This is a genomic window from Bacteroides sp. MSK.20.82 (genome assembly GCF_019052485.1).
Classification (GTDB): Bacteria; Bacteroidota; Bacteroidia; order Bacteroidales; family Bacteroidaceae; genus Bacteroides; species Bacteroides thetaiotaomicron.
In genome coordinates, this window is record NZ_JAHQUN010000017.1 from 25762 (window position 1) to 38200 (window position 12439).

A 12439-nucleotide genomic window follows, 5' to 3' on the forward strand; every position below is an offset into this window, starting at 1 on the left:
TTGAAAATAGGAAATACTTATGAAGAATATAATCAAATTTGCAGTAGGCAATCCGGTTACGATTTGTATGGTAGTATTTGCCCTCTTATTGTTGGGAAAAGTATCATACGATCAGTTGAGTGTGGATTTATTGCCCGATCTGAATAATCCCCGCCTGTTTATTGAATTAAAGGCGGGTGAACGCCCTCCCGAGGAGATCGAAAAGCAATTCGTTAAAAATATGGAGTCTATGGCGATCCGGCAGAGTGATGTTACTCAGGTCTCTTCCGTGATTAAAGCCGGGACGGCACGAATTACTGTAGAATATACCTGGACAAAGGATATGGATGAGGCTTTTCTAGATTTGCAGAAAGCCATGAATCCGTTTGCCCAGAACAAGGATATTACTGAACTGAAGATTACGCAACACGATGCGAACTTGTCTCCGGTAGTTTTGGTGGGAATGTCTCATCAGAGTATTACAGATATGGCGGAATTAAGGAAAATCGCCGAAAGCTATATCCGCAATGAGTTGATTCGTCTGGAAGGCGTGGCTGAAGTGACGCTTTCGGGAGAAGAAGTCAGTACTCTTACCATTCAGACTGATCCTTATAAACTGGATGCTTTTCAACTGAAAATAGAAGATATCGCTTCGCGCATCGAATCGAATAATCAGAGTATATCCGGTGGACGGGTCAGTGAACTGGGATTACAATATCTGGTGAAAAGTTCGAGCTTGTTTGCTTCGGAAGATGATTTTGAGAATCTGATTGTCGGATACAAAGCGATACAACAAGAGGAAGCATCCGGAAACAATGCTTCGGGAACAGCGACTGCCAACAGTAATAAAGCTCCTGTTTTTTTGAAGGAAGTGGCTACTGTGCAGTTTTTGAACGCTCGTCCGGAGAACATTGTACGGATTAACGGGAAGCGTAGTATCGGACTGTCTATTTATAAGGAGATGCGCTTTAATACTGTAAAAGTGGTGGATGAGGTAACCCGCCAATTGGCAGTGATAGAGAATGCATTGCCCGGTTATCATTTTCAGGTGATTTCCAATCAGGGTACTTTTATAAAAAGTGCGATAGGAGAAGTGAAGAGCAGTGCTGTTCTGGGTGTTATTCTCGCTATTGTAGTCTTGTTTGTATTCCTTCGCCGGATGGGGACAACACTGATTGTCAGTCTTGCTATTCCCATCTCGATTGTGGCTACTTTCAATCTGATGTTCTTCAACGGACTGTCACTGAATATTATGACATTGGGAGGACTGGCGCTCGGGGCGGGTATGCTCGTCGATAATGCCATTGTCGTCATAGAAAGTATCTTCCGAAATCAGGAGAAAGGATTGAGTATCAAAGAGGCTGCTATTAACGGGACGGCAGAAGTTGCCAATGCGGTAATAGCTTCTACTCTGACGACTATTGTCGTCTTCCTGCCGATTGTTTATCTTCACGGAGCTTCGGGCGAACTGTTTAAAGATCAGGCATGGACGGTTACTTTCTCACTGGTTTCTTCTTTGTTTGTGGCTATCCTGGTGATTCCGATGTTATATATCCAGCTTTCCGGCAAGAAGGTTAAGCTGGAAGAAGTGAAGTCCATTCGTATTACAGGATATAGCAGAGTGCTTCGCAAGCTGATTCAGCGACGTTGGCTGGTGATCGGTATGGCAGTGTTACTCCTTATCGTGACTGGATTGCTGACTCCGTTTATCGGAACTGAGTTTATGCCCCGTGCGGAAAGCAAGACGTTTACGGCTGTAATCAAAATGCCCGAAGGTACACAGATGGAACGCACTTCCGCTGCTGTAGGTAATCTGGAAGAATTGTTATATGCTATCGTTGGCGGTGATTCTTTATGTACGGTATACAGTCATATCGGAGAGGGGAGCGGTTCGGAAAATGCGATATTTGAAGGAGAAAATACAGCAATGATGAAAGTGATCCTTTCACCGGAATGTACACTTTCACCGGAAAAGGTGATTGCGTCTTTCGTGGAATCGGCCAAGAATCCTGACGGACTGGAACTGACGATTCAGCAGGATGAGAATTCTCTGAGTTCATTGTTAGGAAGCGAAGGGGCTCCTATTGTTGTGGAGGTCAAAGGAGAGGAGTTGGATGAGATTGCTCAGTTGACTGAAGAGGTGAAGGAACGGATGATTGGCGTAAATGGAATCTATGATGTTATTACCTCCGTGGAAGACGGTGCTCCGGAAGTTGTGATCTCGATTGATCGTACAATAGCCGGTATCAATAATTTGAGTGTGGCTATGGTAATCGAACAATTGAAGCAGCAACTAAGCGGTAAGGAAGTCGGTAAGATGGAATATCGCGGTGAGATGCGTGATATCGTCATAAAGGTGCCGGATATCCCGTTGAGTTCTCTTGGTGCTCTTGTCATCAAAAGTGGAACACAGGAATTTGTATTACAAGAGATTGTTACCATTACTCACGGACAAGCGCCCAAGGAGATTCTGCGCCGCAATCAAAGCCGTATCGGTAAGGTGATGGCTAATATGGATGCGAGTAAATCACTGGATAAAGTAGCAGCCGAAGTGCGTGAAACGGTGAAAGGTATTGAATTGCCTGCTAACTACAGTATTACAGTGACAGGAGAGGAAGAAAAACGGCAAGAATCAATGAACAGTCTGTTGTTTGCTCTGATGCTTTCTGTTGTACTTGTCTATATGGTGATGGCTTCCCAGTTTGAATCCTTGCTGCATCCGTTTACGATCTTGCTGACTATTCCTCTGGCTGTAGTAGGTGCTATCTTACTTTTCTTCATTACCGGAACCACTATCAATATGATGGGAGTTATCGGTATTGTCATGCTGGGAGGTATTGCCGTCAATAACTCTATCATTCTGGTAGACCGTATCAATCAGCTTAGTCAGGCGGGAATGGAGTTGACTGATGCCATTGTAGAAGCAGGGCAACAGCGTATCCGTCCGATCATCATGACTACTTTGACTACGATTCTGGCCATGCTTCCGATGACATTCAGTTTTGGTGAAGGTGCATCTTTACGTTCACCGATGGCTATAGCTGTGATCGGAGGATTGATAACTTCTACTCTGATGAGTTTGATGGTTATTCCTTGTGTCTATTATGTCTTGGAGAATATCAAAAGACGTATAAATCGCCGAACTAAAAACAGCTGAAGATGAACTTTTTACTAAATAGGAGAATAACGATTTGTATGCTGTTTATTGCACTCAGCCTGCTGGGCTATGTGTCGTATAAACAACTTCCGGTGGAGTTGCTGCCCAACGCAGAACTTCCGGTTCTGTTTGTCCAGGTGTCGTCACAGCAGGATATGGACCCTTCGTATGTAGAGTCGGAAGTGATTATTCCACTCGAAGGAGCGGTCAGTGCGATAGGTGGAGTAGACAAACTGCAATCCTACATTGACAGGAGGCAGTCCAGCATACAGATTGACTTTAAAAAGAATATCAACTTCAAGATGACCAGTCTTAAACTGCAGGAGAAAGTGAATGAAATCGCAGCCTCCCTGCCGACCGGTTTTACCGTACAGGTACAGAAAGTGGATATTGCTCAGATGAATAATAACTTCATGGTGCTTCAAGTGCGTGGTACGGGAGGAACCGACCGTGTCCGGAGTCTGGTAGACGAGGATGTTCGTTCCGATCTGGAGAATATAGATGGGGTAGCTTCCGTCAATATCTACGGAGGACGGCAGAAAGCCATTGAAGTGCGTCTGAATCCGGAGGCTTGCAAGGCTTTGAACCTCACTGCTTCCAAAATAAGCGGTTTGCTCTCGCAGAATACCCAGGAAAAGACATTTGTAGGCTTCGCAGATGAACCCGACAGCAAGAATTTTGTCCATGTCAATGCGATGTATACCAAAGTTTCTGATTTGGAGAATATAGTTGTCGCTCCTGGTCCTATTCTGCTGAAAGACCTGGCAACCGTCTTTTTTGACTTGAAAGATGAAACCACCTATAGTCGTGTGAATGGAAAAGAAGCCGTTTCGGTTGCTTTGATCAATGATTCACAGGCTAATCTGATTGAACTTTCACACCGTGTATCCGATGTGATTGAAAAGCTGAATGAGAAGCTGGCTCCGCTCGAACTGGAAATTGTCATTCAGGAGAACAAGGCTGAAACCATGGAAAATAATATCAACCAGATTATTAATCTGGCATTGGTAGGGGGATTATTGGCTGTGTTCGTTCTTTGGCTTTTCCTGAAGAATATGCGGTTGGTGTTTTTTATCGCACTTTCCATACCGATTTCTGTCTATACGGCTTTCAACTTCTTCTACGCTTTTGGTATCACTATCAATAGTCTTACCTTGGTAGGAATGGCGTTGGCCATCGGAATGCTGCTGGATAATAGTGTCGTGGTGCTTGAGAATATTTATCGTTTGTCGGGAAACGGCTATACGCCCGAACGTTCGGTAACGCAGGGAACAAAAGAAGTGTGGCGCTCCATTGTGGCGGCTACCCTGACTACCATTACTGTGTTCCTGCCGTTCGTTTTTTCTGATAATTTCCTGATAAAACTGATCGGGCACCATATCGGAGTATCCATTATATCAACTTTGACGATCTCGCTGTTTGTAGCTTTACTTTTTATACCGATGATTACTTACCTTCTTTTGAAGAGTAAGAGTGGGAACAGCGTCGTTTATGAAAAAGTCTCGATCGTTCAGCGTCCGATGCAGGTCTATCTGGTCTTATTGAAGACTTGTATGCGTAATCCGGGAGTGACAGTCTTTGGAGCTGTAATCTTGCTTTTTGCAACATTGATTTTGTCATTGACCTTGAATGTGCAACAGATGAAGGAAGTTGCTTCAGACCGGTTCAACATCAGTGTCGTGATGCCTACCGGGAGTACGCTTGAAAATACGGATAAGATTGTAAAGGTACTGGAAGAACGTCTGGAGGATTTTCCGGAAAAGAAAGATCTGATTTGCCGTATTCGGGAAAAAGAGGCGACTCTGACACTCGTTTTGCAGGAAGATTACACAAAGATCGCCAAACGGAAAATAGCCGATATAAAAGCGGATGTGCAGACTAAAGTCGCCAATATCAATGGTGCGGAAATCTATGTCTCTGATGCTATGGGAGGCGGAGGAGATAACTCGGCTCTGAGCAGTCTGGGCGGATTCATGCGTTTGTTGGGTATCGGTGACAACAGTGAACGGGTGGTGATCAGGGGATCTGATTTCGAAATGATGCAGATGGTGGCAGAGGAAGTGCGTTATTTGTTGGACGAACAGGATTTTGTACAGCATACTCATGTTTCGTATACTCCCCGTCAGGCAGAAATAAATCTGAACTTTGACCCTATTCTGCTGACTGCTTATGATATTAACCGTGGCAATATTACCACCGGATTGACTGCGCTTAATAATGAATACTCTTCCGAAGCTACTTTCAAGGTGGGAGAGGATATTTATGATATTATTATCCGTGACGAAATACCGGAAAAGGAAACTGAAGAAGAGGCACAGGAAAAAGCTCAGAAAGAGAAAACTGTGGATGACTTGCGTGCTATCCGGATAGAAAATGCCAATGGCGGTATGCACAATCTAGAAGATATATCGTCTCTGAATTATGGACGTGGGCGTTCGCGCATCATCCGTGTCAATCAAGATAAGCAGATTGAGGTATACTATGCTTTTCCGAGAGATGTTCAGTCTTCGAAAGATTTATTGGGAGGATATCGTTCCGATATCGACCAGTTGATTGCCAGTTATAATCTTCCGTCCGGAGTCGCTGTGCAGGTATTCCATGAGGAGGATGAATTCGGGGATTTCAAATTCCTTATTCTGGCAGCTTTTCTTTTGATATTTATGATCCTTGCTTCAGTCTTCGAGTCTGTAGTGACGCCTTTTGTGTTGCTTTTTACCATTCCGTTGGCCGCTATCGGTTCTTTGCTGGCATTATTGCTTTCGAGCAACAGTCTGATGAATGCGAATACACTGACAGGGTTCCTTATTCTGTTGGGAGTAGTCGTCAATAACGGAATCATTCTGATAGATTACGCCAACATTTTGCGTAAACGGGGATACCGCCGGAACAGGGCGTTGATGACTGCCGGTATGTCACGTATTCGTCCCATTCTGATTACTTCCATCACCACGATTGCTGCCATGCTTCCGTTGGCTATGGGAGATACGGAGTATGCAGGGGCTATCGGTGCACCTTTTGCCATTACAGTGATAGGCGGACTTTTCTTTTCTGCCATGCTGACGCTGATTTTAATTCCGACAGTTTGTATGGGACTGGAAAATGTGCTTCAGTGGTACCGTTCGTTATCCCGTAAACTATGGACCATTCACCTGATTCTTTTTGTGTCCGGTGTAATCTGTATCTGGCTATACACTGACGGAATGCTTTGGCAGTCAATCTATCTGGTAGCACTGATTGCAGGCATACCGGGGATGACATACTTTGCGCAAACCAGTCTCCGTAGAGCTAAGGCGGAGGTTATCAATCCGGATGAAGAAATACGTATTTCTGTCCGCAATCTGGTTAAGATCTACGATTGGCCTGGACACATCAGCCGTCAGTGGAACAGTGGTTTGCAATTACGCAAACGTCTGGGATTGAGCAATGAATACCATTCTCTGAAGGACTTTATCAATGTGCTATGGCAGTTTGGTATCTTACTGTTTGCCATTTATTTCACCTATTTCTTCATTCATAACAGGCTTTGGATATTCCTGTTCTCGTTCGCTATTTATGCAGCGGTACTGTATTTGTGGAGAAAGGTACGTTCCTATTTATATTATCGATACGGAGATAATCGGGTAACAAAGATCGTAAACCGGGTGATATTCTGGAGTCTTCCTCCCCTTATCCTGTTTCAGTTATTCCGGAAACTGGATAATAACGGGCTGGTCATCATGATCGGATTGTTATGGCTGGTGGGTATTGCCATCTATGTCACTTCTCAGTATCTGTATGATCACGATGTAAATATAGAGCGTGTCACCGGACGATTTGCAGGGCTTCGCCGTTCCTATTTCCGCATGGTGAAGAGTGTTCCTATGATTGGAAAACGACGCAAACCTTTCAAAGCATTGCGTGGGGTGTCATTCGAGATTCAGACAGGTATGTTCGGACTACTGGGACCCAATGGGGCAGGTAAATCGACCTTGATGCGTGTCATCTGTGGTATCTTTGAGCAGAGCTATGGTAGTATCTGGATCAATGGTCTGGATACCCGTATCTACAGAGAAGAACTACAGAGTCTGATAGGTTTCCTTCCGCAGGAATTCGGAACTTATGAGAATATGACTTCGTGGGAGTTTCTGGATTATCAGGCCATATTGAAAGGAATCGTAGATGGAGATTTGCGCAGGGAGCGTCTGGACTATGTGCTGAAAGCGGTACATATGTACGAGCGGAAAGACGAAAAGATCGGTTCTTTCTCAGGAGGTATGAAACAGCGTATTGGCATTGCGCTTATTCTGCTTCATTTACCACGTATCCTGGTAGTGGATGAGCCTACAGCGGGACTCGACCCTCGCGAACGTATCCGTTTCCGTAATTTGCTGGTGGAATTGAGTAAAGACCGCATCGTTATTTTCTCCACTCATATCATTGAGGATATATCCAGTTCCTGTAATCAGGTAGTGGTAATCAATAAAGGTGAACTGAAATATTTCGGTGATCCTTCGGATATGGTGGAAATGGCTAACGGAAAAGTATGGCAGTTTAATATAGATAAGACAGAATTTGAAAAAGTACTGGACAAATCGTTGGTAATACATCATATTCAGGAAGGCGATACGATTCGGGTGCGCTATCTTTCTGTCGGACAGCCTTATGAAGGGGCTGTAGAGGTAGAAGCTAATTTGGAAGACGCTTATCTCTGTCTGCTGAAGAATATGAATTAAAAAGAAAAGAAGGATATGACATTCAAACAATTGATACAACTGTTGCCTAAAGTAGTCAGGTATAACCTGAAGATTATATTTGCCGGGAAGTTTTTCTGGTTTCTGTTGGCTGCATTTGGCTTTTTTGCTCTTTTTATGTTTCAGAATGCGTGGAAACGGGAGGAGATTAACGAGGGACTCATCTATAGCATCCTGATGTTTCCGTCTATGCTGCTTATTTTCTATCCGGCTGTATTCGGCATTCAGAATGATGAAGATAGCCGGATATTGGAGATTCTCTTTGGAATCCCCGACTATAAGTATAAGGTTTGGGGCGTGCGGTTATTGATGATTTATGTGGCAATTTTTGTTATTCTGATTATCTTTTCATACATAGCCATTTTATTGCTGTATCCGGTCAATCCGCTTGAGATGGCATTACAGTTGATGTTCCCGATACTCTTTTTCGGAAACATGGCTTTTATGCTGTCTACCATTACGCGGAGTGGAAACGGAACTGCCGTATTTATGATTATTATAGGCATTGCATTGATGTTCTTAGGTAAGCCGGATTCTTTTTGGAACGTTCTGCTGAATCCTTTTCGTGTTCCCGATAATGTTCATCCGATTATTTGGGAGGGAATCCTTATCAAAAACCGCATTTTCCTTTTATCCGCCAGTTTAGTCTGGATGATGATCGGATTACTATATCTACAGAAAAGGGAAAATTTTGTATAACAGCAGATTAGGATACTGAATATTCTCAATGGTTCTTGCTGCGATGAGAAAAAATTCTCACTATGATGAGAAAAAAGTCTCATCGCAGTGAGAACTTTTTCTCATCATGGTAAGTATAGTCCTATGTATGCAGGAACCGAAATAGTGACTTAGAAGTAGTATCCCAGATTCACATAACAACTTCCTTTGTCAGTCTGATTGGAATACCCGAACGTAATCTCCAACGGACCGAACATACTGTCCATACCATATCCGGCACTGATACCAAACAGTTGTTTCCCTTTCAGTATTTCGAAGAAGTGACTGTCCGTCAAGCCATAATTACCTGTCAGAGTGAGATAATGAATGCTTCCCATCCGTTGTCTGAGCTTCACGGATGCAATCATGATTGAATTGTCCATCAGTTCCATATTGGTCACACCGGCAAACGGCAGTTGCTGTGGAATGTAGAGTCCGTATACTTCGCCGCCAATGGCATTTTGCAAGGGATAGGCGATGTCTTTTCCAATCAGAACACGGCCATAGATGGATGGGATAATGGAAAAACGTCGGGTAACAGGTATGACACTGGACCACGAGCCGCTCAACGCAGAGAATGGGGCATGATCATTATACTGCGCCATATTATCGGTATAAAGCGAATAGGCAGCTTTGAATTCGGTTCCTTTGGAAGGGAAATATCCCTTGTCGAATGTACTATAGTGTACCTGAGCGAAATAACTCAGGAAGTGTTCGGATTCTACATCCAGCCCAGTGAGTTCCGGTTTCTTGAAAAGAAAATCTTTGTATTTATAATATTCGAAACGAAGTCCGAGTCCGAAGCGGAGGTTTTTGTACCAGACATCCGAAAAACCAAATTCAGCTAAATGATACTTGTAAGTAGTGTTGTAAGCACGTTCACCTTCATCATAGATGTTGATGTCATTATATTGAAACATATATGAGAAATTGAAATTGCGTTGCTGCATCGGTTCGAGTGTGTAATCGATGCGGGCGGCATATCGCTTTCCTAATCGGCCGGTCAGGGATAATCGGGAAGGAATATGAGTTTTGAGATCTGCTGTGGCATTAATCAGCAGGGATGCTATTTCTTCCGAGTCGAAACGGATGCCCAGATTGATTCTTTTCTCATATTTTTCTTCTAACAAGAAATTAAGGTGATACCCTTCGGGAGTGTCGGTAAGTGTGTAGCTGGCGCTTGAGTAAGAATGACTGCCACGCAACTGATACACAGCTTGTTCTATCTGCTGAGTGGTAATGTTACTGTTCTCTTTGAGATTACACTTCTTCATCAGCCATTTTTTGTCATCAGCCTCTACGCCGGAGAAGGATATATCTGTGACGTATACTGTCCGTGAATTGGAAAGAGAAGAGTACGGTCCATGTTGTTTGGGGACATAATTGTCCGGTATACCGATTTCTTTTTTTAAGGCAATCAGGGAATTCCACTGTGCACGTGCGGCTTCTTCGCCCCGACGCATCAGGGAATCGATGGCTGCCGGAGTGAAGCTGGCGGAAGAAAATCCGTCTACATTTACCTTGATATAGGTATCAGTGAGTTCTACATTCTTTTCATGATTGGTCTGGCAAGTGAGATCAACAATCTGCCCCAATATGTCCGGAGCGCTGTTGAGCTTGTCGGCACTTTTCAGCGCATTCTGAACATCGACTCCGATAATAATATCGGCCCCCATTGCTTTGGCCACATCTGCCGGATAATTATTGACAATTCCACCGTCTACCAATACCATACTGTCTTTGCGTACCGGTGTGAATACACCGGGGATAGCCATACTGGCACGCATGGCAGTAGAGAGTACGCCATCATGGAATACGATCTGGTCCCCATTGACTACATTGGCCGATACACAGGCGAAGGGGATCGGTAACTTATTAAAATTGATCGAGTCATGGTAGCCCACTGTCAGATCAGAGAACAGATTGGCAAGATTCTGTCCTTTGATAATTCCTCCGGACATGGCAGCTTTCGGGTTCTTTGTGAAAGGAAGCGAAACAATGTATTTTGCAGAGCGTTCGCGTTCGGTGAGCGACATGGCACTGCGTTTGATACGATCGCTCAAAAGGAAAGTCCAGTCCTGTTTGCGTACCATACTGTCCAGTTGTTCCGGAGTATAACCGATGGCGTAAAGTCCACCGACTATAGATCCCATACTGGTGCCTACTATATAATCGATCGGAATGCCTGCTTCCTCGATGACTTTCAATGCTTTGATATGTGCCACTCCTTTGGCACCGCCGCCACTGAGGACAACGCCGACCTTCTTCCGTTGTTCCTGTGAATAAACAGAAAAAGGTAATATCAGGCACATTGCAAAAACTAATGTTGAAAAGATTTGTTTTTTCATTAGACATGTTATTGTGTTGATGTACAATATAACTACAAATGTAGGGGATAAATTGTTTAGTTGATGAAACAAGAACTATAAAAAATGTTCTAAAAGTCGGAAATGTGGATAAATTCTACACTTTAAGGATGTTTTCCACACTTCCGTCTTCAAGAGGAAAAATGTAATATGTTGATAATAAACAGATAAGATAAAACAGGATATTTTGGTATGTGTATTGCATAATAGAGTGTAGAACAAACATAAGTTAAATTAAATAATAAGATTCGATATGAGATTATTCTTTTCGAAACATGAGTTGAAACTGAGGAGAAAGAGAAACATTGCTGCTGTAGTATGTGTGGTAATTGTGTTGGGAGTATATTGGATACTGACTCGACCTCAGAAGGCTGCGCCGGAAATGCCGACAGTGATTGTTGAACCGGTTATAAAAGATGATGTAGAGATATTCGGAGAATATGTGGGGCGAATCCGTGCCCAGCAATTTGTCGAAGTACGTGCCAGGGTAGAAGGCTATCTGGAAAACATGCTTTTTGCCGAAGGCACTTATGTAAATAAGAATCAGGTCTTGTTTGTGATCAATCAGGACCAATATCGTGCGAAAGCCGACAAGGCACGGGCTCAGCTGAAAAAGGACGAAGCACAGGCATTGAAAGCTGAACGTGACTTGAAACGTATCCGTCCGTTGTACGAACAAAATGCTGCTAGCCAGCTGGATCTGGATAATGCGGAAGCAGCTTATGAAAGCGCTGTTGCGACAGTAGCGATGAGTGAGGCGGACTTGGCGCAGGCTGAACTCGAATTAGGCTATACCATTGTTCGTTCACCTCTTGCCGGACATATCAGTGAAAGAAATGTAGACTTGGGAACGCTGGTAGGTCCCGGAGGAAAGTCTCTGCTGGCTACAGTAGTAAAAAGCGATACCGTATTGGTCGATTTCAGTATGACGGCACTTGATTATCTGAAAAGTAAAGAACGTAATATTAACCTCGGACAACAGGATTCTACCCGTTCCTGGCAACCGAACATAACTATTACTTTGGCGGATAATACGGTTTACCCCTATAAAGGATATGTCGATTTTGCAGAACCGCAGGTCGATCCCCAGACAGGTACTTTCTCCGTACGTGCAGAGATGCCTAACCCGAAACAGGTATTGCTTCCGGGACAGTTTACCAAAGTAAAACTACTTTTGGACGTGCGTGAAGGAGCTATCCTTGTTCCGATGAAAGCTGTTACCATTGAAAAAGGCGGAGCTTATATTTATACAATGCGTAAAGATGATACAGTAGAGAAACGTTTTATTGAGTTAGGACCCGAAGTGGGGAATAACGTCGTAGTGGAAAGAGGACTTGCTGTAGGAGAGACAATTGTTGTAGAAGGTTTCCATAAGTTGACCCCGGGCATGAAAGTACGGATCAGTCAGCCGGAAGCGGAGGTGAAGGATACCACTATGGTGGCAGGTGATTCTACAACAGGAATGAAGGATAACGCAAAAGGAGAATAAT

The 12439-nt window shown here is 43.8% G+C and carries 5 protein-coding genes; 4 read left to right on the top strand and 1 reads right to left on the bottom strand.

Annotation, left to right across the window (positions count from 1 at the left end):
• Window positions 1–19 precede the first annotated feature (19 nt).
• Genes KTR07_RS15090 through KTR07_RS15100 form a run of 3 tightly spaced genes read left to right on the top strand, consistent with a single transcriptional unit; the run spans window position 20 to window position 8565 of the window.
• On the top strand, window positions 20–3136 hold the full coding sequence (locus KTR07_RS15090) for an efflux RND transporter permease subunit (RefSeq protein ID WP_008766163.1): 3117 nt from the start codon (window positions 20–22) through the stop codon (window positions 3134–3136).
• A gap of 2 nt (window positions 3137–3138) precedes the next feature.
• Complete coding sequence (locus KTR07_RS15095; RefSeq protein WP_008766162.1) at window positions 3139–7848, top strand: efflux RND transporter permease subunit; 4710 nt, start codon at window positions 3139–3141, stop codon at window positions 7846–7848.
• Between the two features lie 15 nt (window positions 7849–7863).
• Window positions 7864–8565 carry a hypothetical protein gene (locus tag KTR07_RS15100; protein WP_008766161.1) on the top strand — a complete coding sequence of 234 codons (702 nt, stop codon included), beginning with the start codon at window positions 7864–7866 and terminating at the stop codon, window positions 8563–8565.
• Window positions 8566–8714: 149 nt separating this feature from the next.
• Here the strand turns inward: KTR07_RS15100 and KTR07_RS15105 are convergent, their stop codons facing one another.
• Entirely contained in the window at window positions 8715–10931 is a 2217-nt protein-coding gene (locus tag KTR07_RS15105; RefSeq protein ID WP_008766160.1) for a patatin-like phospholipase family protein, read from the bottom strand.
• Window positions 10932–11202: 271 nt separating this feature from the next.
• On the opposite strand from KTR07_RS15105, the gene KTR07_RS15110 reads away from it, so the two are divergent.
• Complete coding sequence (locus tag KTR07_RS15110) at window positions 11203–12438, top strand: efflux RND transporter periplasmic adaptor subunit (RefSeq protein WP_008766159.1); 1236 nt, start codon at window positions 11203–11205, stop codon at window positions 12436–12438.
• Window position 12439 lies beyond the last annotated feature (1 nt).

Excerpts from the sequence above, each read along its gene's own strand:
- KTR07_RS15090 (WP_008766163.1), top strand. The coding sequence starts at position 20 with ATGAAGAATATAATCAAATTTGCAGTAGGCAATCCGGTTACGATTTGT.
- KTR07_RS15095 (WP_008766162.1), top strand. The coding sequence starts at position 3,139 with ATGAACTTTTTACTAAATAGGAGAATAACGATTTGTATGCTGTTTATT.
- KTR07_RS15100 (WP_008766161.1), top strand. The coding sequence starts at position 7,864 with ATGACATTCAAACAATTGATACAACTGTTGCCTAAAGTAGTCAGGTAT.
- KTR07_RS15105 (WP_008766160.1), bottom strand. The coding sequence starts at position 10,931 with ATGAAAAAACAAATCTTTTCAACATTAGTTTTTGCAATGTGCCTGATA.
- KTR07_RS15110 (WP_008766159.1), top strand. The coding sequence starts at position 11,203 with ATGAGATTATTCTTTTCGAAACATGAGTTGAAACTGAGGAGAAAGAGA.